This window comes from Paenibacillus sp. OAE614 (assembly GCF_040546645.1).
GTDB lineage: Bacteria > Bacillota > Bacilli > Paenibacillales > Paenibacillaceae > Paenibacillus_AQ > Paenibacillus_AQ favisporus.
In genome coordinates this window covers 391858-414988 of sequence record NZ_JBEPOD010000001.1, presented here as the reverse complement: position 1 = coordinate 414988, position 23131 = coordinate 391858, and the positions used below count along the sequence as shown (strand labels likewise).

The following is a 23131-nucleotide window of genomic DNA, read 5'->3' as shown; positions in this document are numbered from 1 at the left end:
GGTAAAAAAATTTTCCTGCTGGTAGTGCTCATTTTTGTAATTATCGAAATCGGGTTAATTGGATCCTACTTTTTGGCGACCGCGGAACCCCCAACTCATTAAACATTAAGTTGCGTTCTCCCATCGGTCCGTTAGTTAGTCAATATTTGTTAAGCGGAACTTCAAGTAGCTCCTAAGCGTCTTATATAAAAAGGAGCTGATTTAACATGGTTCAAGCAACCTTCATTATTTTCGGTGCTATATTTATTGCACTCGGTATCCTTAGTCGCATTAAACCCACGTTTGGTTGGAGTATGAATGAAGCGTGGAAAGTGAAAGGTGACTCCGAGCCAAGTGACGCCTACATTGAAGCCCGAAAGTTTGGTGGGTTTATAGCGATCGTGATCGGTTCATTTTTCTTTGCAATTGGAATTCTATTAATATTTATATATTAAGCTCTCAGTAAGCCAAGTTATTACATATTCAAGTAAATCTGGTTATAATACGATTCTATACTCGCTGGATTTATACGAGCTGAGTCCAATCCCTTAGTCTCTCTTATTTCCGATACGAGAGGGTTGCTCGTCTCTTATGTACTCGACCGCCGGCATGACGAATGCCCAGCCGAGACATGAAATGATGTTCGGTTTGGAGGTGAAAAACAGCTATGAAAAATAGAAACGTGACAGGTGTAGTGTTGGCCATTATTTATTGTGTTGTCCTTTATGGGATATTAATCGAAGCACCACCTGGTGAAGTTCCAAATAATCCGCCATGGGCATACTTAATGATTCCACTTGGAGCAATTGCAATTACGGCTCTCTTTGATTTTGTGATCAAGTACGATTTCTTCCGAAAAAAGGAGTAAAAAATGGAGCGAGTAAATGATATAATCCGATCAGAACAAGATCTCATTCGTCTCGCGCAACAAGATCTGGCCCAACCACACGATCGTCCATAGTCGGCAAGACTATTATATTGTTACGGCGAGGACGGCAGCAACAAAGAGGCCGCCATGCCGGAGACCTCTTAACCCTCTCTAAGTTTTATTTGCTTGATGGCCGTAAAATCGGACCTCCGGGTACGCCTCATTTGAGCGTTCCGGCGTTTCCCCCTTCAAATGCTCGTCGAAAAATTCAAGCACGTCTTCAAATAGCCGCATACATTCCTCCTTTAGGAACCTTCACATTCATGTTATCGGATATCAAGGCTTTTTCGAAACATTCAGCAATGAGTCCATATTTATAGGATAGGGTTGTAAGTATCATTAAATTTGATATTCATAGTTGTTATCAATCCGGATATACCCTAATATACAATGCCACCTATCTCTGTAAAAAACACTGGAGTAGTTCTGATTATCCCTATTCCCTTCGGCAACTAATATTTCATTATCACTGCAAGCCAGTACAATCCCCGTGTGGTCATGTGAATCATTAGATAGTAATTTTTCATAGATCACGATATCGCCACGTTGGGGAGTAAAGCCGTTATGCTTATCAATATGAAAAAAACCATTTTCAGGTAGCTGTGCCCATTCGAGCAACGCTCCTACACCGGCAAGTCGATATTTACCATTAGGGTATCGGATCGGCATTAAAAATCCAGCTTCAAAACAACAATGATACACAAAAGCAGCGCACCAACTGTTCTGTAAAACTTGATAGATGGCTCGATCCGGCCAATATTCACAAATTTTTCGATATCGCTGATCTCCTGGCAATCCGATGATGTTTGCTCTCCCCAGGTCTTCAGCAATTTCAGCCATTCTCATTCGTTTATCTACGTTACTAAAAACAATTTCTTCTTGGTTGCTCTTCTCAACTATGCACTCTCCCGGGATTCCCAGTTCACGAAAAACCTTCTGCAGTCTGTCGGCATCTTGTTGCTGCACGATACAACCCGGATTTTGAAAATACAAATGCAAAACATATGCATCCTTAATGATTTCATCAAGAGGGCCATGGGTCCGATCTCTGTAATCTCTGTAAAAGATTGCCCGTAGAATTGTGACCTGCTCTTCTGTAGTAAAGGCCTCCATCTCTCTTAAAATCGTTCTTACTGTTTCTGCACTATTGATGCCAGGGAATTCTATGATTCCAGTATTAAAGCGGTAATAATCATGAAGAAGGCCACTAATGGCTGCAATTTCTTGATTTTGATCCCTTCTCTTTGCAAGCAGCGAGGCAGTGCTGGACACTCCATATAATTGAACACAAGCTTCCTGTCGCTGTATTTCACTATCCAATGAACCGATCATCTCTTGAACAAGAATACGAATGCTATCCAACTGTTTATTATTCAAAGCATCGCCTCCATGTTTTAATGCGCCGTTAGGATGTACGCTGATTCTCTATAACGTTCCGTTAATCTACGAACCCTAGAAGATCATCAATATCCTCCTGTTATTCTAACTTTCTCGATATTCCCTACAAAGCCACTAATCTTTCCTATCCCATACCAGGATGAATAGCGTTGCTAATGGTCCAATTAATAATGATATTAGAAACCAATGAAGTCCGCTTCTGTTCTTTCCTTGTGCTAATCCTGCATTAATTAATGCCAGTGTTCCCCAGCCAATAGTGAACTCACTATTATTCATAAATTAACTCCTTATTTTTGTTAAATCGACGCTGCAACACTTTGTTAAACGAAGGAATTTTGTAACACCTCAGATCATGTACTTCTTATTTCACCTTTAAAATGCCTTTGAAATTACATATCTTTAAATTGGTTTAATAAACTCAACTCGATTGCCAAATGGATCCCTGAATTCAAATCTTTCATATCCTGGTATTGCTACAGATTCCAGTATCTCAATACCATTATTGTTAAGCAGCTTTTCCATTTCTTTTAGGTTTTCCACTTCATACGCTAGATGGGCTTTCGTTTGTAAACGATCCACTCCATCTTCTGTTCCAATATGTAGTTGTTGATCTCCTACCTGAACCCAAAAGCCGCCTCGACCAACTAATGATTCCGGTTTTGAGATTTCTTCCAGTTTGAGAATTCCACAATAGAAGTTCCTGGCCTCTTCTTCTTTTCCCTTCGGAATTGTGATTTGGGCATGATGAAATCGTTTTATCATATCAATGCTCCTTTTGAAAAATTTTTAATATATCGCTTCGTTCATACATGTAACGTTCTCATATTCACGAATCGTAATTAGAGATTTCTATTAAATTTCCATCTGGATCTCTTAGGTATACTGACGTGATCGATCCTAATGCTCCTGTTCTTAATACAGGACCTTCCTCAATCATTACATTGCAATATTCTAAATGGCGTATGACATCCGGTATATGATCGTCTGTTATAAAACATAAATCAGCAGTGCCTGGCATAGGCGTTTTCGCTTTTGGCTCAAACTCTTTGCCTGCTTCATGTAGATTTATTTTCTGCTGCCCAAAATGCAATGCCTTTCGTCCTCCTCCAAATGTTACAGTTCGCATTCCTAAGACCCGCGAATAAAATTCACAGGTTTGATCAATATTCGAAACAGTCAAAACTAAATGATCTAAACGATTGATGTTTATTTTAATCAGCCCCCATTTTAAAGTTTTCTTGCTTTGATCACGAAGGTTACCGGAAACATCTTCGCTCTTTTTACCAAATCATCATTTTCATCGTGCAACTGTATAATTTCATTGTCAGTTTCTTCAATCATTTGTTCAATAACAAACCCTGCTTTCGCCAACGCGTTAATGTAGGTTGATAGTTTACGATCAGATAAGGTTAGCTCGCCTTGACAAAAATCTGGAGATACCGAATACCAGGATTCATCGAAATAAGGCTTGTTAATAGTAAATCTATTATTTTCTTGAACAACACATCGGTGTATAGGATGAGACCAGCTGAAAATAAATATGCCGTCTTCTTTTAAATAAGAAGCGATCCGGCAAAAAGTGCCTTCAAGGTCGGTTGTCCAGCCTATGGCGTAAATTGAATAAACAATGTCAAAATAATCTGTGGGAACTTCACATTCTTCTTCCATGGGGGAACAGATCAATTTTGCCGAAAGACCGCACTTCGTCAAATGCTGCTTTGCCCTTTCAATTTGTTTTTCTGATATATCGATCCCCCATAGTTCAGATGCTTTGCGATCCCCGTGATATTGCAAGGATTGGCCGTTTCCACAACCAATTTCTAATAACTTTTTTCCGGAAACATCGCCAAAAAGTTGGCACTTTTCTTCTGAAACAAAGGCCCCATAATAAGGAAGCACAATTGCTCTTAAGAAGTCATTTCCTTTCGTATCCCAATAGAAGCTGTTTGTTTCATGAACATGATGCTTGTTCAACCTAATGACCTCCTCTTCTTCGATATCCTTCAGCCAAACCGTAGGACGAATGCCCCACAGCGCGAATATGGTGTTATACGAGATCCCCTTCTTCAACGAAAAACTTGCTGTCATTCGCAAAGCAGCTCTCTTATACTCGTTCTTCAATTAGGGTTGCTACACTTCCCATATGTTACCGTCAGGATCTGCGAACGTTATGTTCGGTCCGCTTGTCACTCGTTCACTTAAAATGTTCACTCCGTTTTCCTTGAATCGTTTAGAGAGTTCTTGAATTCTCGGAGTAATAAAGCATGCCATTGCATGGGGTTTGCCGTTGTCCAATGACCATGAAAACGTAATCGACCACCTTCTTCATCCGATTGGTGAAGGAACAATGCAGGTACGACTTGCCTTAAACCAGGTGAAGGCAGGTTTCCATTACGATCGGGAAGATTCAATACAGCCATCTTCATTCCAGGCTCAACAAGATCGTTGTTTGCGGGTTGGTACCCTAAATTCTTTTGGTACCATTGAATAGACTCGTAAACATCGTTTACTGGCACGTAAATACAAGTGATACCCGTAATGTCTTCCAGGCTTTCTTCCACTTCGTTTCCCTTATTTTCGTTCATATCAGTTCCTCCCTCTCATCATTGGTAATCAACTAAGGCTGCAGTTTCAGTTTTATTTCTCGCTTGGGCACGCTTTTTCTTAGTGTTATTTATTTATGTAATAAAGACCAAGTGCTGCGAACACTTGGTCAGTACAATTGGCTTGGATGGTTTATTCCATTCTAAGTCGTACAGGAACAAAACCCACCTTCGGCCTCAACCTTTGGGTGGGTTTCTACTTTCTCTTGTTGTTATTATGATGTATGGTGAAAGAGCAAGAATGAAATCCATGCCCACCTAAGATTCGATTATAGTTATATTTTACCTTTATTGGCATTTGCGTACAAACGTTCTCCATTGCATCTTTCATATAACGTTAATTGTAGCGAGCCTAAGGGAGCGCAGCGCCTGGGTAATAAAACGACTTGTGACGTTTGTGTCGTTTTACTTAAAGAATTTTTCGATTATAATTTCTGCACACTCTTCTGGTGTATTTAAACTGGTATCGACTGAGCAACTATATTGAATGTTCTCCGCCATTAATTCGCTTTGCCAATCTGACTGATCCTCTGATCTATCCCCACGCTCAATATTGCGCTTGCGACATATATCTAAAGGACAATACACCTCAACAATTTCTAAGGGATACCCCATAAAAATGCCTTTAACCTTGTCATAGTGTGGAACTAACTCGGGTCTTTCAACTAAAACCCCATCGATTAGAATGTTCTTGCCACTATCTGAAAATAATCTTGCTGTATGGTACATCATAATAATGACTTCGCTAAGATACTTCCAATAATCTTTATGCAGATGTTTATCCCCTATCATTTGTTCAAAAAGGTCATTTGCAACTACATAAAAAAATGGATCCGTGTGAGATTGAATGGCATCAACGATGGAAGTTTTTCCAGAGCTCGTTACTCCATTCAAAAAGATAATTTTCCCTTTATCCATCTGGCTCCCCTTCATGTTAGTGGTTTAATTAGGAATTACAATTTTCATAATTTCTCATGGTTTCGATAACTTTCCTTGAAAAGCTATCCATTATTATTTTTCGGTTCTTTCATACCAAGTTCTGTTACCCTCAATGTTTGTTTCTGAGTGATCACTAGCGTCCGATGTCTTGAAGTACCTAGCGTAATACGCATGTTCAATTGTTTTTTTATCTTTATCCGTATCAATATCCAGATAAATGTTGTCGGGGCATTCTTGAATAATCTCAAAAATAGACCATTCCATATTCTCTTCATTTATTCAGGTACTTCAATGTATTCTGATACTCTTGTTTTCAATATTTCAATTAGTTCTTCATCCATATATCTATATTCATCTTCTATATCAAGTCTTATTACTCGCTTTCCGTTTAGATCTAAGCTGAATTTTTCTTTCAGTCTTCTTTCATGTTTTTTCTCCATTACAAATATTAAATCAGCCCATCCAATATGGCCGGCAGTAACTTTGATTCTCGCGTTCTCTTCTGTACCGGCAGATTTTACATCATACATGTTGTACTGTTCAAATATCTTCTCTGCTGTAAGACTTCTCCATCTATTTCTACTACAGATAAATAACAACTTTATATTGATCACCTTCAGAAATTATTTTCATATCTCCCTTAAAATAAATATACCACTACTACCAAATCATGGTAATGGTCTATTATCTCCGAACACGAGAGGCTTAAGGAAAATCGCGCCGGTTCCTTGTTATTTGATGTTCCTGACTTCCTCAAGTTAACCTCAAGCCTCATTCTTTCAATATCCTCTTTGCAAATATGACTGAGAACAAACCCACCTCTGACCATCAACCTTTGGGTGGACGCTCAAGGTTTTTATAGAATGTGTGAGATCTCTTTTTTGCTCACCTCGTTACACCTTATGGATAAAAAAAGAGCCTCACACAAGTTATATAACTCGTGTGAAGCCTCTCATCTACTTCATGTTTCCTACGACTTTCACTCGCAGTCTCGTCGCATTTCCCGGATGATAAGCCAGCGGGGTTTCTTCCACTTCCACAAGCTCAACCGTTGCCGGATCAGCGCCAGCCAACACCGCCTGCTTCACGGCTTTTTCTTGCGCATCTCTTAGTGAATCCTCACGGGGCTCTGTAGAATAGATATAAATTTGTTCATATTGTCCGCTGATTTGAGCTATACACGCGCCAATGGCGTTGGCTACGCCCCCGTTCTCAGGCTTAATCATATGGGATACCCCGCGAATCGTGTCCGGGATAACGACACAGCCGCCGCCTACCAAAACAAGCTCAACGTCTCCCGATGATGTCTTCATTTTATCAATGGCCTGCTCAATGATGGTTGCAATTTCAGCTTGCACATTTTTAGCGAAGTCTTCATCCAGATGGGCTACCAAGCTCTTATCCCCGACATCCGCGAGACCCAGCCGAACGGCAATGTCGGTTGCAGTCAGCGTATGCCCGCCAAAGACCAGCGCTTCCTGTCCAATCTTGTATCCTACGCTGTCAGGGCCAACTGTAATTTTGCCGTTCTCCGAACGCACAATGCTTCCGCCGCCCAACCCGACGGAGATAATATCCGGCATGCGGAAATTCGTCCGGATATCGCCAACCTCGACCGCAACCGAAGATTCTCTCGGGAAGCCGTCCTGCAACACCCCGATGTCCGATGTCGTCCCTCCCACGTCGAGAACCATCGTATCTTTGATCTTCGCCAAATAAGAGGCACCGCGTATGCTGTTCGTTGGCCCGCATGCAATGGTTAGGATCGGAAATTGCTTAGCATAATCGATTGACATCAGGGTACCGTCATTCTGGCATAGGAACACCGCTGCGCCTGTGATGCCCTCTTCTTCTAACGCCTGTACAAATCCTTGGGTCGTCGTTTCAATCACCTTGCATAAGGCTGCGTTCAGTATGGTCGCATTCTCCCGTTCAATTAAGCCGACAGAACCAATCAATGAAGAACAGGAAACAGGGAATTCAGGTCCGTATACTTGATGGATGAGATCGCGAATCTGGAGCTCCTGATCATTTTTAATGGATGAAAACACACCAATAACTGCGATGGACTCGACGCTGCTCCCCCATTCCTCTAAAAGAGCTGTAATTTCAGCTTCATCGACTTCTCCAAGCACTTGGCCGTCATATTCATATCCGCCATGAACGAGAGCATATTTACCCGACAGCTTTTCCACCATATCCTCAGGCCAGGATGTGTACGGAGCAACGGAAGCCGTTGCCGGGTAACCCAGACGAATGACGCCGACTTGCGCCAGCTTTTTACGCTCAACAATGGCATTGGTACACTGCGTCGTACCTAACATGGCATGCGTGATTTGGGCTTTATTAATATTCGATTCCTGCAGCAAATTCCGGAGCGAGGTTTCAATCCCTGTTTTAATATCTAGACTTGTTGGGGATTTAACCGCATGAATCAAATGATGATTCTCATCCAATATGATGGCATCTGTGTTGGTGCCGCCTACATCGATCCCGATTCTATACATTCTCAGCCACCGCCTTTTTCACCAGTTCCTCAATAGCGACATAATCGTAATCATAACCGAAGTATCTTGGTCCTACCGTCTGGACTCCCTTTTCCGTTCTCCATTTTTCATGAGCAGGCAGTCCAACCACCCGTACGCGTTTACCGTATTTCAGGCTCTCCGTAGTTACAGGCGACAAGGTTTCGTAATCAACCAGACAGATCAAATCCGGGGTCATCGCTACCACTTGACCATTCTTTTCAGCAATCAGGTTTTCATTTTGAAAATGAACCTTCATCCCGCCGCCTTTAAACGCCTCAATTCCTTCAAGATGCATTTGGCCGAGGTTAAATCCTCCCTTGGTTTCCCGGATGACATCCACAATTTTGCCTTGGAAAAGTTCATAGCCGGACACCAGGTTCAGCAGTTCTTGAAGCTTATCGCCCGCGTCCCGATTCTTCGATGTAATGATGGCTCCGATCTGTTCGGACAGGGTCACGATATGATGAACGCCGCTCTGCTTGATTTGAGCACCCGTTGCAGGGTACAGGCTGACTAAAGCACTGGCACCCATTTCAACCGTAGCCACTCTCGCCAGCCGTTCCGTCCATTTGTTATCAATGGTCTCAAAGATGCCGATGTTCCCTTTTTCATCCGTAATCGCCATCGGTGTCGCCGGAATGCCGTCCAGGTTAAACGTGACCATTTGCAGCTCCGGGAATGCCCGTCCCATACCGTCACAGTCGATCAGAGGCAATCCCAGCTGCGCCGCAACGACGATGGGAATCATGGAATTGACGCCTCCCGCTTCCATCGGAAACGTGCCGGTGATCTGTTCTTTTCCCAAGTACTTCGCTAATTTTTGAAAAACCTTAACAAACTCGTCCCCTTTAGGGAATTTCTCCACGAGTACGGAAGGCGCCCCCATCATCGCGGCCGGGATAAAAAAGTCCTCATCCTGAATCTCATCGACGGAGAACAGTTTTACAGGTCCAAACTTCTCAATGGCCGAGAGAGCCATCAATTTGCCAATGTAAGGGTCCCCCCCTCCGCCGGTTCCTAAGAATGCTGCGCCGACGGCGATGTTTTCAACAGCTGCTTGATCTAAATATCTCATTTACGTTTCCTCCAATATGACTGTTTTCCGAGCCGATAAACGATAGCCTGCATAATAGATGACAAAAGAAATGACAATCCCGATCAACGGCTGATTCGGTACCTGCGGCAAGCTTGGGAACAGGGATAACACAACAGGGGTACAAGCGATGACCGCGCCCACAAGCCAGGAAATGACGCCCAGTATATTCACGCCTTCGACCTCATGCCAGCGGCTCTTGTCCCCTTTGCCAAGCACCCAGTAAGATGCGATCATCACGCCTGCAACCGGCGGAATCATGGCCGACAGAATGGACATAATCGGCGTAAAATAGTTGAGTATGCCAACGACAGCTAGTACCGTCCCGATCGTTCCGGCGATGCCGACGGCCCATTTTTCTTTTTCCTTTGATACGTTGAACACGTTTATTAAGGCAAAACCGCCTGAAATGGCATTCACGAGGTTCGTCTTCCATGTAGCGAGGATCAAAACAACACCGCCAATAAACGGAGTCGTGATGCTCAAAAAGGTTGCTGTAATATCGCTGGCCTGGTAAGCAATCGTCAGGACGGCTCCTGCACCGATCATCAGCAAGCCCGCTGGGATAATTCCGAAAAGGGCGGCTTTCAGGACATCGGACCGTTTTCTCGAAAATTGGGAGTAATCTCCCGCGACAACCGCTCCCAAGGCAAACGAACCCAGGGTTACCGCCAGTCCGTCCGTAAAGCTCATAGCTCCATGTGGCTTAAAATTCTGAATAATCTGAAGGGAGTCACCGGTCAATGCTTTGATAAGACCAAATACGCTGATCCCAATCAATAAAGGAACGGCAATATAGCTGATGACGCGCAGCACTTTAACGCCATAGATCGCCGAGACGACCATCACAAGACCGCAGATGAGAGAAGCCAGCGGAACCGGGACACTCATTCCACCTGCGGCTAACAAATTGGCCAAGGCCGCACCGCACACATTCGCCTGAATTCCGAACCATCCGAGGCACGCAATGGCGAGGATGATCGAAAGAATCGTCCGGGATCCTTGTTTGCCGAACACCTGACCCGCAACCTGAACCGTCGGTCTTCCCAGCTCCGTGCTTTGAATCCCCTGCAAAATCATGAGCAATACAATGATGGAGTAACCCACCAACGTGACGAGCAGCGCTTTCGACAATCCCATGCCTGCCACCAGCGTGTTTCCCACCAATAAACTGGGGATGCTGATGACCGCGCCGGCCCAGATGATCCCGAGACTAAACCAGGATTGATGCTCTTTAACGGCTTTCATATGATCTCCCCTCCTCAACCTTGTTCGTTCGAATTGTTTTTTCTTATTGTAAAAGATGAAGCCGGGCAGCGTCTTTTTCAGAAAACAAAAAAAAATCCGATGTTTTTGTCTGATTGGACAAAACATCGGAACTTTTTAGTTATGGATGAGACGGTAGACCATGCAGGCGGTATAAACATCGTACGATTCCGAATTGATGGTCACATCATATCCGATGAGCTCGCAAATTTTTTTGATGCGATATTTCACCGTATTTTTGTGGACGAACAACAGCTTGCTGCAGTCATCCATATTCCCCTTCGCATCCAGAAGAAAAGTCATCAGGGTCATCAGTGCGTCAGGGTCGTCCAATATCGGCTCTAGGACAGACAAGCATTCTTCAGTGATCTCTTCCCCTTGTTTGCTAAGGTCAATGGCCCGTTTCATGGAACGGACTTCAGCCGCGGTGTATAATATGCGGTGATGGTAGATGCGGTGAACCTCTTTAGAGGCTTCGTTGACGAGCTGGTACATCCGGCGTACATCCTGTGTGTTCCGCATCCTAGGAGAATATACGATGCTTGATATTTCCGCGATGAGACTCGTGGTTTCGATATATTCCGCTGCGATTTCAAACTCATTGTATTTATGGGAGCAATTCCCTAGCAAAACGACAATGCAGTGATCGATCGTTTGAATGACCGCGGTTTTATAATATTGCGAGAGATACGCTTTTAAGTCTTCCCTTATCCTTCTTTCCTCCGACAAATCCTGAATGTAAACGAGCCACATCATTTGGATGGCGGAAACGTCGATATACAGCAAACTGGCCAATCTGCGCATTTTTTCGCTTTCATCATTCACGATGGCTTTAACCAGAGCGTATTCGCTGACCTCGTTATGCTTATCTCCCCACAAATTGATGGCTACCTGTACCACCTCGCTGATTTGATCCATCGTCTTCGGAGGCAGCTTCGTATTTTCTTTAATGATAAACAGGTAAAGGGCTTCCCCGTTTTTTTGCTGAACACGCTTGTATTCAACAAAGCAGGACGAATCCAGCTCCCCTTCTCCCGTTCTGCCGTTCAAAATGGAAGGCGCCATGGACCGGATCAGATCCGCAACAGGGAGCGATGAATTTCGCGGCCACATGACACGATTGATGATATCCAGGTTGCTGTTTGTCAGGATGATGTTCGCTTTCATCCGGTCCGACAGCAGTTTAAGGGTAATTTCCACGCTCCGCAAATGTTCCGGCAGCAGCGATACCTTTTCCAGTGATTCATTCACGAAATGCTCATTCACATTCTGATTGCTGACGATCGCCTCCATGACTTCATAAATGACTTCATTATATCGAAGAGAGTAATCGTTTCTCGGCATGCAAATGATAATAAAATTCAAAGATTCGGCCAGCGCGAGCACTTCATCGGCGATATCTGGCATTACAATGCCAACATAGTACAGAATCAGCCCCACTTCACCCAGATCATGCAGGTATTGAACGGTTTTGCACTGCTGCTCCACGCTGTCCTTTATGGAATAAAAAGAGCTGATGACCAGCTCTTCGGCATACCACTCTTCTTGAACGGTCTGAATAATTTGCGAAAAGAAATTAACATCCGCCACCTCTAAAACAGATAAAGAGGATACGGTCTGATGAAGCCTGCTTGTTCCAGTGACCACCTGAGCTCCTCTAAATGAAGGCAGCTGCAGTATATCTTTAACGGTTACCCCAATTCAACCACCACTTTTTTGTCGATTCAAGCTGCTCCTATACTTCAGTCTGTGCGATAGCTTGATCATATACTTCTCTACATCTTTTATAGATAATATTAGTATAACCCTCGTTATGATAAGCAACCAAGTAAGTTCCCTTGCCAACTATGAAATTTTTTGCATATTCGGCTTGGTCCACTTTACATGCCAGCTTAATAAAGGGGCTGCATTAATATCTCCAACTGGCACTGGTTTCGCGTAACCTTCCCGCATCTATAACACGACCCGACCTTAGATAACTCATATCTTAGGCCGGGTCGTGTGTTGTATGATTTAACCCTATGAGCTTGCTTCTGACAACCAAGGGGCGAAAGCCCCGCAGCATAGATGCATTGTTAAGCGATGTTACTGTCTTCCCTGTATTTACTTTCTCATATAAGCCTTACAGATTTATATTGTTTTTTGTCCTTAGTGTATTCTAGTTATTTATAGTATTTTAATGGTATTTTGATCTACCTCATATGTTATAATTTTCTAGTACAATATTCGGCTATAAGGGCGGTCGGCTAATCTCCCAGAAGGGAGGTGATGCCCATGGAGGTCAAAGATGCACTTTCCTTAATGTTCATGTTCGGTATGTTCATTTTGGCATTGCTCACCTACATGAAAAAGAAATAGACCGCCCTGGTTAGGATAACGGTCTATTTCCGACCCATCTTACATGGCCGACTGCTCTTTATGCAGTTATTGTACTGGGAGCCGTGTTACCGCACGGCCCCTTATTTATTCTTACCTCAGTATAACTCATTTTATAACGCTTTTATAGGGATTATTTGTTTATTTATCTTGGTCCTAATGATTTAATTGCAGTGATTTCCCGTAACGTTCCTGTATCCACGACGTCCCACCAACTTAAGCTCCACCAGGGGCTGGCCGCGGTGCGGTTAGTCGGTGCGGATGTGTCCGCCTAAGCCTGCTGCTCTGCTGATCTCCTTCAGGCGGACCGAGGGTCGTCAGACCCAATGCGTGAATATAATGTTAACTGAAGTCAGCATCTCCTCAGGGACACACAGAAAAGATAGCCCCATATACCATTCTTGAGGCTCAGGAAGCTTAATACCTACAACCCTTTTTAACCTACACTTATCAATTGTTTTTTGAGCAGCATGATCTGACCAATATGATATGCATTATGAATACATAAATTTGATACTACTCCCCACCAAGGAGCATTGAAATATGAGGGGATTTCTTTTATAAGTTTATGATCTTCGCTTTCCTCAAGTGCCCTATTCCAACTTTCAAAGACTGTTTCAAGTCTCTGTAAGGTCTTCTTCCACTCAAAATCATTTATTGTATGTGGATTCACATAAAAAGTATCATCATTGTTTATTGAACTTTCTAATTCAAATTGTTCAACGTTATATCTCTCAAGCCACTTCTCATTCCAAAATATGAGATGATTCACGATCGACCAAATTGATTGGTTACTTTCATTTTCCCATGCAGCTTGTGTAGCATTTAAATCTTTTAAAATTTCATGGAGTGGAATGAACCAACTCTTATCGTTATAACAGGCGTTTAACTGGTCTATGAGAATAGATCTATAACTCATCCTTTTACCTCACTTTTCTATTAATCTTTCGGTTACTTCGGACGACGTTCCTGTATTCACGACGTCGAGAGGCTTAAACGACCGGAGGGAGTAGGTGTGTCAGCACTTAGTCACGCCTAACGTTCTTGTTTCACGAAACGACCCCGCCTTAGATAGCTCTTATCTTAAGCCAAGTCGTTTGTTGTCTGGTGTACTTGATTATACATCTGACAACCAAGGGGCCTAAGCTTCCGCAGCGTGAATACAGTGTTATGCGCCATTTAGGTCTTCGAAGCATCTCCTAAAAACCTTTGATCAAGATTCCAACTCTATTTTTTACTTTGGTATATAAACTCAACTTCACGATCTAGCAAATATCGATATTCAAATAATTGCATTGTTCTTTCCCTTATTCTCTCCTTTATAACCGTGGCTAGACTTACAGGTCCTCGTGATCCAAGGTATCCATTATAAATAAATGTCTCCTCTACAAATTTTGTTTCCTTTAAGTGATACTGTAACCATTCTTTCTGCGATTCAATGAGTGCTTCTCTTGGTTCTCGATCCAACTTTGAAAGAAGCTTTTCATATATTTGATTCAACTCTTTATCCCAAATCTCTGTATATTTGCTTTCCAACGCCCCCCATTCCAATGTTGTAATTATCTCTTCGGAATTCTGAAATTCATTAACTTCCACTTCATAATCATGATCTATAGGGTTTCGAAGCATTTCATCATAAAATTCTCCTTTCAATTCATAGTTCCCAATGTTCATGGATATCACTTCATTGTTAGAAGGATCTGATCGACCTCCAGTTATTTCTTTCGATTCTGTTCCATTACCTGTACTCACTACATCAAAAGGCATTTCAGAATTCACTATTGATTTAGTCTCGCTCTTCAAGGTAGTCGATTGACTAATATTTTGACAAGATGAAAACACGATCGTAATAAAAAATAATAAGAGCATCTTACCTTTCATAAATGATCTCCTAGCACTTTCCACGAGTCCTCACTTACAAAGTGTTGACTTGAAATTCTAATTATGTCTAACTCCGTGTTCGCTCTCAATTTAAGATTAGTGAAAAGATGATTTGTGTAATTCTCATGTGCTTCTTGACTTACCCAACCAGTTAGGGTTAAATACCGATGATTGTCTTTAGAAGAACAGGCAAATTTTCCACCAAGCATCGCATTAGTCGTTTTCATTCCTGGACTCCAAACTTGATTTTGGACCTCTTTAAAATGATTAATTCTATCTTCTTTTACATCGGTTAATGCAGTTCGAATGAACTTACTTTTTCTAAGAACTGAAATAAAATCATCTAAAAGCCCTGTGATGTTATTTACTTCTTCAAAAAGTTCAACATTAATTGATGAATACGTCTTTGACTGATTAGATTTTGAGACTATCTCATCATGTACATTGCCCATAAAGTAATCATAATCTTCTTTACTTTCCCAAAATGAATATATACAAGCCGACAACTTATTTTTTATATCCCAACCGCCTATTTGGCCTATGAATCCTTTTAGGTTATGTATTAATTCCCAATTTGTTTGTAACCTTGAAAAAGTATCAACTTCATTGCTTTTTACTTGACATGTAATTCTTTTAATTAACATTTCGATGTACTCCTTTTGGAATTTTTCATCTCTTGCGCTGATTTCATATAACTCCCGTTCTACGAATATCGCATACTCTTTCTTTTCCCAACGAGTGTGCGATAGTCGTATTACATTTGTATCTCCCATGGTATTCGAAATTACCAAATTATTCAATTCGATAATCGATCCAGCTGACTCAGTATACGGCGGACGTCTTTGATGCTGACATGGGTGTAGATTTCGGTGGTTTGGGAGCTTTCATACCCTAATAATCCTTGAATGTATCGGAGATCAGTACCTGCTTCGAGAAGATGTGTGGCGAAAGAATGTCTCAGGGTATGCACCGTAGCGGGCTTTCCATTCCCTTGCCTCTTTGATTTTTTTGTTAGTCGTCGACCCGCCCCCTGTGTCCCTTATCCCCATTAAAAAAGGCAGCCCCTCAGGGCTGCCTTCAGTTCTTCTCATACGTTCCGCATTCTTCATCCGAGTTTTTCAAGCTTTCCAGCTTTCAAACCCATTAATATAATCTACTCCCGCTCAATCGACACCAGCTGCTCGCTCTTATCCCAGTTCACCTTCGTGCCGAAGGCGTCGGCCACAAAACGCAGCGGCACGTACAGCGTGCTGTCGCGGTTGATCACCGGCTGGGTCAAGGTAACGGCTTTGCCGTCGATCGTCGCTTGCTTGGAGCCTTCCTTGATGACGATCTGGGTGCCTTTCAGGTCATCCACCATCGTCAGCTGCTTCGTGGCCCCGTTCCATTTTAACTGAGCATCCAGTTGACCGGCCACATACTTGATCGGCACCATCGTCGTATTGTTCACGATAATGGCTTCCGGGTAGTACCAGTAGTCTTCGTCGTCTTCAGCATCTTGGCGCGTTGTCAGCGAAATCTGCTTTTGCGTAATCTTCGCGTCTTCCGTCAAGAGACGGTACAGGTCGGATTTCGCATCGAGATGACGGATCACTTCACCTGGCGTCACGCCGATCAAGCTTGGTTCCCACACGCCTTTGGACGTGTCGACCTTATTCACGGTCACCGGCTGGTTGACGTTCCACGTCTCCGACTGCGAGTGAACTTTAACCTGCTTCACAGGCACGCCTTCACCCTGCGGAATTTGGATCGTCAGGTCCATGTTCTGCTTGCGGATCTGCAGCTTGCTGTCCAGGAAGAAGTCCAGCGAGAGCACGGTATCCTTGCCAAGGATCACCGACATATCGGGTTCTGCCATCATTTCTTTGACGGTGTCGTCGTATTGAGGCAGGAACTCGTTCAGCGCCTTCAGCGCTTCATCGGTAAAATAAGTCACCGCCGCGTCTTTATCCTTCAGCACGCTTTCCGGCGTGCCGAACGCTGCAGCCATATCTCCCATGTCCTCACCGGACTGGCTAAACGTAGATTCAAAGATCGGATAGTAGACGTCGTAGACGGCCGCGATCATTTCTTTCAATCCTTCTTTGTCCTGGGATACGCTGGTCAGGAAGCCTTTAACCAGGCCTGCCAGCTCATCCCCGCGAATGTCGATGTGCAGCTTCTGCAGCGACAGCGATTCGCCGTTCACTTTGTCAGTCACGGAGGACAGCGCGATCGAGGACGGGTTCGGCGCGTGCTTGATCAGGAAGCCGCCGACATCCTTCACCATTTTCAACGCGCTTTCGTTGGACATTTGAAGTCCAGTCATCGTGAGCCCTTCCATGCCTTCCATACCGTTCAGCGGAATCACGACAGGTTGGGTCATGCCTTCAAGAGACAAGGCCAGGTTGTCCTTATCTACGGACAAGTGGAAAGGAATCTGCTTGCCGTTAACCTTCACGGCGCCTTCAATCGATCCGGTGTTTGGATCCTGCGTACGAGCCGAGTCAATCGTGAGCGAGATCGAGTTGATCAGGTCGATCATCTGCTTATCCTCTGCCGTCAGGCCGCTATCCGCAGGCACCAGTTCAAGCGACAGCGAGGACTTCGATTCGGACGATTTGACATCCAGGGTACTGAGCACTGCTTTGTTGACGTCCAGGCCGCCAACGGCTTGACAGCCTGCAAGCACAATCAGCATGATGGCCAGTCCAAGCGCCAATCCCCATTTGAAACGCTTCTTCATCAGTTTACCTCCCCATTATGTATGTATGGAAAAAATTCCATTTTATATAGTATGCCAGCAGGTAACACCGAATGTAAAGAACATTTCAAACCGTATATATTTAACGCGGCATTTACGATATAATGAACATCATAAACGAGGTGAAGAAGCATGCAATCAAGTCCTTTGTGCCCCAAATTGGAAAAAGGGATGGAAATTATCAACCGGCGCTGGACCAGCCTGATCATCCATCAGCTGCTGAGCGGCCCGAAGCGTTTTTGCACCATCGAATCCTCCCTGCCGATCAGCGGCCGGTTATTGTCAGAGCGGCTTAAGGATTTAGAGCAGGACGGTGTCGTCCGGAGAGAGGTTTTTCCGGAAACGCCGGTGCGAATCGAATATTCCCTGACCGAGAAGGGCATGGCACTCGAACCGGTCATCCGGGGAATCGAGCTCTGGTCCGAGCAATGGGTCACGATTGATAATGCGGACTCCACGCCCGCCGAAGCTGCCAAGTGCTGCGAAGCGAAGCCTGCCTGCGACGAGGACCTTTAATACGTACGGATTGGACCAACGCCCTCATCATCACACACAACAAAAGGCGCCTGCTGCATGCAGAGCGCCTTTTCGATATTCCTGCCTTTTTTATGGATAATGAGCCGTCATTGCCTCCGGGCTTACTATACTTTGCGCCCAACGATGACCAAATCCCGTTCCACGCCATCCAGCTCGGCCACGCCCGGCAGCACGCCCCAATCCTCAAAGCCGTAGCGGCGCAGCAGCTTCAGACTCGGTTCGTTATGCCCGAACACAAAGCCCACCAGCCGGTTCAGTCCGAAGCGTGGAGCTTCGGCAAGCGCCTTTTCCAGCAAAATCCGGCCGACGCCCGCACCACGGCACTCTTCCGCCACATAAATGCTGATCTCCGCCGTCGCGTTATAGGCTGCCCGCCCATAAAAAGACTGGAAGCTGAGCCAGGCCACAACCTTCCCTTCGGAACGCATGACCCACAGCGGACGGTGATGACTGTTATGCTCATGGAACCAGGCCAGCCGGCTTTCTACCGTCACAGGCTCAAGATCCGCGGTCACCATTCTTCCCGCCACCGTCGTGTTGTAAATATCGACCACCGCCTGCAAATCCTCCAGCGCGGCGTCTTCAATGATGTAATGTTGTTGCGTCGTCATCTGCCCTGTTCAGCCTCCTACCGCTTGTCTACGAATCCATGTTATTTTCTATTGTAAAAGAATCCGGGAATCTGCGCTATAGGAAGCTTTTGACGATGCACTCACCTGTCCAGTCCCACCATCTGCTCGCTCCAAGCCCACAAGCGTTTTGCACTCTCCCGGTCGGCTGCTTTGGACTTCAGCGCCTGCTGCTTTTTCCGGTAAAAATATTTCCCGCTCACGCCCGCAACTTCCGGCGAAGCCGCCAGGTAAATGGCGGTGTCCGCCCCCTGCTCCGGCGTCAAGAACATGGGCTTCAGCGCGGCCAGCACCCGCTTGCCAAAGCCCGTATCGCGGTTCACCCCGATTTGCGTCGCGACAGCGCCGGGATGGACGCAGTTCGCGGTGACCTGGGTGTCTTGCAGCCGCTCGGCCAGCTCCACCGTAAACAAAATGTTCGCGAGCTTCGACTGGGCGTACGCCTTGATCGGATTAAAGCTGCGAGACAAAAACGGATCGTCAAAATGGATGCTGCCGGCCTTATATGCTCCGGATGCAACGACCACGATTCTTCCCTGCTCCGCCGCGGTCAGCTGGTCCAGCAGCAAGTTGGTCAGCAGAAAATGGCCCAGGTGGTTCACGCCAATGTCCATTTCGAAGCCGTCGCGGGTTAGCTGCCTTTTCAGCATGACTACCCCCGCATTGTTGACCAGCACATCCAGCACCGGATAACGCGCCTTGAACGCCTCAGCAAAGCGGCGGATACTCGCCAGATCGCCCAAATCGCACAGCATCAGCTCAATCGCCTCCGAGCCGCTCCGGCGGATAGCCTCCTGCAGTGCAGCTTGGCCGCGCGACTCGCTCCGGCACACCATAATAACGTGCGCTCCCTGCTTCGCCAGTTCGACCGTCGTCGCCAGTCCCATACCGGAGTTGGCGCCGGTCACGACTACCGTTTTTTGCTCCATGCTCACCCTGATCCCTCCTCTTACGCGTACTGCTTTTTCCTAAAATACTAGCACACAGGCATGGGAAAGCGTAGATGGTTCTGCTGAATTCCTCCCCTCTTCTTTCCGCATAGGCAGCGCCCTTATATACGGTTTTTCCGCAGGCTCATACTAGAGTGGCATCCAGCAGGATCGGGCCATAACGGACAGCATTTTGCAGCACCAAGACTCGAGGCACTTTCAAGAACTGCTTTTTCTTTTTGCAGATGAGAGGTTTATAATAGAAGCAACCCATGCTCTCACATTAAAAAACATAGGAGGTGTACCGGATTTATCCGGGAAATGATGCAAATCGGACATCAGATCGTATCCATTGAGCTGTTTGCCCAGCCGACGGCCGAGCAGCCTGCTTACCAGCCAGTCCTGCTGTGGGATGAAACCGGAGCCACGCTCGTCGACACTGGCAATGTCGGCCAGTTCGACCAGGTCCAGAAAGCAGTCTCCGAAGCCGGTCTCACCCTGAACGATATCAAGCGCGTCATCCTCACGCACCAGGACATCGACCACATCGGCAACGTATCCCGACTGCTTGAAGCCAATCCCGGCATCGAGATCTGGGCCCATGAAGACGATATTCCCGTCATCACCGGACAAGAGCCGCTGATCAAGGTCACGCCGGAGCGTCTCGCCCAAATGCCCGAAGCGGCCCGGGAGGCGATTCAAAACGTTCTCGACGAGCGTTCCTCCATTTCCATCAGCCGGGTGCTGCATGACGGAGATCAGCTGGAGCTGCACGGCGGCATTCAAGTAATCCATACACCAGGGCATACACCGGGACATATTTGTCTGTACCTTCCCAAAGAAAAGCTGCTGCTCGCAGCTGACGAGCTGACCATTCAAGAGGGCGAGCTGCAGGGACCGGCACCCGGTTTTACGCCGAATATGGCGCAGGCCATCGAAAGCATGGGCAAGCTGGCCGATCTGCCGCTGGATGGAGTCTTCTGCTACCACGGCGGCTTGTACGACAAGTCTCCGAACGAACGCATCCGGGAGATCATTCAAAGTCACCGGTAACCCATGCGTCTATCGGCGATCGGCGTTATTGCGTTAAAGATGACCGCGTTTAACGGAAGTTTTCAGACCGCGTAACCATATGATTGAAGTGACACGGGGAGCCTGGATCGGGCAGTTCGATCAACGAGCAATCGAGCCATCGGGCAATTGGACAACAACATTGACGGACACTGCCTGCTCACCAGCCCCCTCTACATAAGAAAGGATGAATAACCATGAGCAACCGAATCACCGCCTTGGAAAAGGCCATGAACGAACACGGCCTCGATAGCCTGCTCGTTACCGACCCTAAGCATGTTTATTACCTGACCGGTTTTGCCAGCAACCCGCATGAACGGTTTCTCGGCCTGCTGCTGACCCGCGGCGAACAGCCGCTCCTGATCGTGCCCGCCCTCGATGCCGAGGCCGCCCAGGCCGCATCTTCGGTAAAAAACATCATCACGCATGCCGACACGGACAATCCGTACGACCTGCTTCGGCAGCAGTTCAAGAACACGATCGGCACGCTCGGCATCGAAAAGGAACAAATCAGCGTGGCGCGCTACGAGCAGCTGCAGCAGTCGGTTGGCGCCGGGCAGTACGAAGATATCGGTCCGCTGCTGCGCGCGATGCGCGTCAGCAAGACGCCGGAGGAAATCCAGCGCATGAAGCATGCGATTGACCTGATTGAAGAAGTGCTGCGGCAGGGCCTCTCCCGCGTGAAGCCGGGTGTGACCGAGATCGAAATCGTCGCCGAGCTCGAATATTTAATGAAAAAACTCGGTGCGGACGGTCCTTCGTTCGACACGATGGTGCTGACCGGACCGAAGACGGCGCTCCCTCACGGCACGCCAGGTCAGACCAAGATCCAGTCCGGCGACCTGCTCATGTTTGACATGGGCGTCTACGCCAACGGCTACGCTTCCGATATCACCCGAACGTTTGCGGTCGGCGACATTTCGCCGGAGTTGACGAAGATTTACAACACCGTGCTGGAAGCCAACCTGCAGGGCATTCAGGCGATCAAGCCGGGCGTGACGCTGGCTTCCATCGACCGGGCGGCCCGCCAAGTAACGGAGGACGCAGGCTACGGCCAGTACTTCATGCACCGTCTCGGGCACGGCCTCGGCATGGATGTCCACGAGTATCCGTCCGTGCATGGCGGCAATACCGACTTGGCGCAGCCGGGAATGGTTTTCACCGTGGAGCCGGGCATCTACGTGCCGGGACTGGGCGGCGTACGGATCGAAGATGATATCGTCGTCACCGACAACGGCGTTGAAGTCCTGACCTCGTATCCGAAAGAATTAACAGTTATCGGCGGTTAATGCCTTATGAAACGGCAAAACCGGAAGAACCCATCGACAGATGGATCTTCCGGTTTATTTTGTGCTGCAACCATTCAGCTTATCTATTGAACAACGGCAATCATACAGTGGCCGTTTGCTCTGCTTAATCCTCGTCCTTGAATTTGAAATCGCGGGCGATATATAGAAACGGCGTTCCCACCGCGGTCAGCACGAACTTGATCAGATACGTCGTCAGGAAAATTTCAATCCAGACCGACAGCTCGTAACGTCCGGCAAAAGCAATCGTGCAGAAAATAAGTGTGTCCACCAGCGAGCTGATCATCGTGCTGCCGTTGTTGCGGATCCAGAACTGGTTCCGCTCGCCGAACAGCTTCCGCAGCCAGGCATACAGGCGCACGTCCAGGAACTGGCTGACGAAGTAAGCCGTCAAGCTTCCCAGCGCCAGGCGCGGCATCAGACCGAAGATGTTCTGCAGCGATTCCTGCGCGAGGTCGCTCTCGTCCGGCGTAAAGAACAGCGCCATCTGCATCAGCAGCGTCGTCATCAGCAGCGTGAAAAAGCCGAACCACACCGCCTTCTGTGCTTCCTTCCGGCCGTATTTTTCGTTCAGCAGGTCACTGGTCATATACAAACTGACGTACATCGTGTTGCCCAGCGTCAGGACGATGCCGAAAATATCGATCGTCTTCGTTACCTGAATGTTCGCGATCACCGTCGCGACCCCGATCCAGGCGTACAGCCCCTTTTTGCCGAATAAACGGTAGCACAGCAAGTACAGCGAAAAATTAACAAGTACGAACAAAATACCCCACAACAAATTGTACACTCGTGTTCCTCCTAGTTTTGATTACGCGGGATGGTTGCGAACCGCGGTTTTGGGGTCTTTGTCTATTCTTTCAAACCCAAAACATGTACTACTGTATCACACGGAAACGGAAGTTGCCATGTTTTTTTCTGGGA

27 protein-coding genes and 1 pseudogene are annotated in these 23131 nt (G+C 46.3%); 6 read left to right on the top strand and 22 right to left on the bottom strand.

The features are described from left to right. Window positions 1-206: 206 nt before the first annotated feature. Entirely contained in the window at window positions 207-434 is a 228-nt protein-coding gene (locus ABIE48_RS02155) for a DUF6199 family natural product biosynthesis protein (protein WP_076173393.1), read from the top strand. 212 nt (window positions 435-646) lie between these two features. Next, window positions 647-847 carry a hypothetical protein gene (locus ABIE48_RS02150; protein ID WP_192716339.1) on the top strand — a complete coding sequence of 67 codons (201 nt, stop codon included), beginning with the start codon at window positions 647-649 and terminating at the stop codon, window positions 845-847. A gap of 171 nt (window positions 848-1018) precedes the next feature. Here the strand turns inward: ABIE48_RS02150 and ABIE48_RS02145 are convergent, their stop codons facing one another. The 14 genes from ABIE48_RS02145 to ABIE48_RS02080 form a co-directional block, all read right to left on the bottom strand. Beyond that, window positions 1019-1141, bottom strand: a complete 123-nt coding sequence (locus ABIE48_RS02145) for a hypothetical protein (RefSeq protein WP_260866818.1) — start codon at window positions 1139-1141, stop codon at window positions 1019-1021. Window positions 1142-1246: 105 nt separating this feature from the next. Next, window positions 1247-2284, bottom strand: coding sequence for a CHAP domain-containing protein (locus ABIE48_RS02140; RefSeq protein WP_354518209.1), 1038 nt, complete (start codon window positions 2282-2284; stop codon window positions 1247-1249). A gap of 135 nt (window positions 2285-2419) precedes the next feature. Beyond that, window positions 2420-2581 carry a hypothetical protein gene (locus ABIE48_RS02135; protein WP_192716338.1) on the bottom strand — a complete coding sequence of 54 codons (162 nt, stop codon included), beginning with the start codon at window positions 2579-2581 and terminating at the stop codon, window positions 2420-2422. Between the two features lie 123 nt (window positions 2582-2704). Then, window positions 2705-3067: a VOC family protein gene (locus ABIE48_RS02130; RefSeq protein WP_116231992.1), complete on the bottom strand. Its 363-nt coding sequence runs from the start codon at window positions 3065-3067 to the stop codon at window positions 2705-2707. Between the two features lie 64 nt (window positions 3068-3131). Further along, window positions 3132-3515, bottom strand: a complete 384-nt coding sequence (locus ABIE48_RS02125) for a VOC family protein (protein WP_145025797.1) — start codon at window positions 3513-3515, stop codon at window positions 3132-3134. Window positions 3516-3532: 17 nt separating this feature from the next. Next, on the bottom strand, window positions 3533-4279 hold the full coding sequence (locus ABIE48_RS02120; RefSeq protein ID WP_354518207.1) for a class I SAM-dependent methyltransferase: 747 nt from the start codon (window positions 4277-4279) through the stop codon (window positions 3533-3535). A gap of 156 nt (window positions 4280-4435) precedes the next feature. Then, window positions 4436-4576 carry a VOC family protein gene (locus tag ABIE48_RS02115; protein ID WP_354520563.1) on the bottom strand — a complete coding sequence of 47 codons (141 nt, stop codon included), beginning with the start codon at window positions 4574-4576 and terminating at the stop codon, window positions 4436-4438. Next, window positions 4513-4890 (bottom strand): hypothetical protein, encoded by a 378-nt coding sequence (locus tag ABIE48_RS02110; protein ID WP_192716336.1) that lies wholly within the window; start codon window positions 4888-4890, stop codon window positions 4513-4515. Before ABIE48_RS02110 ends, ABIE48_RS02115 begins: the two co-directional genes overlap by 64 nt. 423 nt (window positions 4891-5313) lie before the next feature. Continuing rightward, entirely contained in the window at window positions 5314-5826 is a 513-nt protein-coding gene (locus ABIE48_RS02105) for a phosphotransferase-like protein (RefSeq protein ID WP_192716335.1), read from the bottom strand. Between the two features lie 296 nt (window positions 5827-6122). Next, window positions 6123-6452, bottom strand: a complete 330-nt coding sequence (locus ABIE48_RS02100; protein ID WP_192716627.1) for a low molecular weight protein tyrosine phosphatase family protein — start codon at window positions 6450-6452, stop codon at window positions 6123-6125. A gap of 351 nt (window positions 6453-6803) precedes the next feature. Beyond that, complete coding sequence (locus tag ABIE48_RS02095) at window positions 6804-8354, bottom strand: hydantoinase/oxoprolinase family protein (RefSeq protein WP_192716334.1); 1551 nt, start codon at window positions 8352-8354, stop codon at window positions 6804-6806. Then, window positions 8347-9450 carry an S-methyl thiohydantoin desulfurase family protein gene (locus ABIE48_RS02090; protein WP_192716333.1) on the bottom strand — a complete coding sequence of 368 codons (1104 nt, stop codon included), beginning with the start codon at window positions 9448-9450 and terminating at the stop codon, window positions 8347-8349. The genes ABIE48_RS02095 and ABIE48_RS02090 overlap by 8 nt, the downstream gene beginning before the upstream one ends. Further along, on the bottom strand, window positions 9451-10716 hold the full coding sequence (locus ABIE48_RS02085; RefSeq protein WP_192716332.1) for a cytosine permease: 1266 nt from the start codon (window positions 10714-10716) through the stop codon (window positions 9451-9453). Between the two features lie 135 nt (window positions 10717-10851). Beyond that, window positions 10852-12381, bottom strand: a complete 1530-nt coding sequence (locus tag ABIE48_RS02080; protein WP_483312642.1) for a PucR family transcriptional regulator — start codon at window positions 12379-12381, stop codon at window positions 10852-10854. 627 nt (window positions 12382-13008) lie between these two features. Between ABIE48_RS02080 and ABIE48_RS02075 the strand changes: the two genes are divergently transcribed. Beyond that, the gene (locus tag ABIE48_RS02075) at window positions 13009-13092 is read left to right on the top strand and encodes a putative holin-like toxin (RefSeq protein ID WP_220687457.1); all 84 of its coding nucleotides are present in this window, start codon (window positions 13009-13011) and stop codon (window positions 13090-13092) included. A gap of 454 nt (window positions 13093-13546) precedes the next feature. Here the strand turns inward: ABIE48_RS02075 and ABIE48_RS02070 are convergent, their stop codons facing one another. The 5 genes and pseudogenes from ABIE48_RS02070 to ABIE48_RS02050 all read right to left on the bottom strand — a co-directional run bounded on the left by ABIE48_RS02070 (window position 13547) and on the right by ABIE48_RS02050 (window position 17716). Further along, window positions 13547-14029: a DinB family protein gene (locus tag ABIE48_RS02070; RefSeq protein ID WP_192716331.1), complete on the bottom strand. Its 483-nt coding sequence runs from the start codon at window positions 14027-14029 to the stop codon at window positions 13547-13549. A 308-nt stretch (window positions 14030-14337) separates the two neighbouring features. Beyond that, window positions 14338-14991, bottom strand: a complete 654-nt coding sequence (locus ABIE48_RS02065) for a lysozyme inhibitor LprI family protein (protein ID WP_192716330.1) — start codon at window positions 14989-14991, stop codon at window positions 14338-14340. After that, window positions 14988-15635 (bottom strand): YdbC family protein, encoded by a 648-nt coding sequence (locus ABIE48_RS02060; RefSeq protein WP_181909088.1) that lies wholly within the window; start codon window positions 15633-15635, stop codon window positions 14988-14990. The genes ABIE48_RS02065 and ABIE48_RS02060 overlap by 4 nt, the downstream gene beginning before the upstream one ends. Window positions 15636-15787: 152 nt before the next feature. Next, window positions 15788-16000, bottom strand: a pseudogene (locus tag ABIE48_RS02055) (tyrosine-type recombinase/integrase); the annotation flags it as partial. 144 nt (window positions 16001-16144) lie between these two features. Next, window positions 16145-17716: a copper amine oxidase N-terminal domain-containing protein gene (locus ABIE48_RS02050; RefSeq protein WP_192716328.1), complete on the bottom strand. Its 1572-nt coding sequence runs from the start codon at window positions 17714-17716 to the stop codon at window positions 16145-16147. Window positions 17717-17866: 150 nt separating this feature from the next. Here ABIE48_RS02050 and ABIE48_RS02045 point away from each other — a divergent pair, with 150 nt between their 5' ends. Then, the gene (locus ABIE48_RS02045) at window positions 17867-18250 is read left to right on the top strand and encodes a winged helix-turn-helix transcriptional regulator (RefSeq protein WP_084204047.1); all 384 of its coding nucleotides are present in this window, start codon (window positions 17867-17869) and stop codon (window positions 18248-18250) included. Window positions 18251-18375: 125 nt separating this feature from the next. Here ABIE48_RS02045 and ABIE48_RS02040 read toward each other — a convergent pair whose 3' ends face one another. Both ABIE48_RS02040 and ABIE48_RS02035 read right to left on the bottom strand, forming a co-directional pair. Then, window positions 18376-18882 (bottom strand): GNAT family N-acetyltransferase, encoded by a 507-nt coding sequence (locus ABIE48_RS02040; protein WP_089545564.1) that lies wholly within the window; start codon window positions 18880-18882, stop codon window positions 18376-18378. A 101-nt stretch (window positions 18883-18983) separates the two neighbouring features. Then, window positions 18984-19829, bottom strand: a complete 846-nt coding sequence (locus tag ABIE48_RS02035) for an SDR family oxidoreductase (protein ID WP_192716625.1) — start codon at window positions 19827-19829, stop codon at window positions 18984-18986. Between the two features lie 321 nt (window positions 19830-20150). Between ABIE48_RS02035 and ABIE48_RS02030 the strand changes: the two genes are divergently transcribed. Together ABIE48_RS02030 and ABIE48_RS02025 are read left to right on the top strand one after the other, a co-directional pair. Then, a complete protein-coding gene (locus ABIE48_RS02030) occupies window positions 20151-20882 on the top strand; it encodes an MBL fold metallo-hydrolase (RefSeq protein WP_192716327.1) in 732 nt (243 codons plus the stop codon). 215 nt (window positions 20883-21097) lie between these two features. Further along, window positions 21098-22189: a M24 family metallopeptidase gene (locus ABIE48_RS02025; protein WP_192716326.1), complete on the top strand. Its 1092-nt coding sequence runs from the start codon at window positions 21098-21100 to the stop codon at window positions 22187-22189. A 124-nt stretch (window positions 22190-22313) separates the two neighbouring features. Here the strand turns inward: ABIE48_RS02025 and ABIE48_RS02020 are convergent, their stop codons facing one another. Then, the gene (locus ABIE48_RS02020) at window positions 22314-22997 is read right to left on the bottom strand and encodes a queuosine precursor transporter (protein WP_076173410.1); all 684 of its coding nucleotides are present in this window, start codon (window positions 22995-22997) and stop codon (window positions 22314-22316) included. Between the last annotated feature and the right edge of the window lie 134 nt (window positions 22998-23131).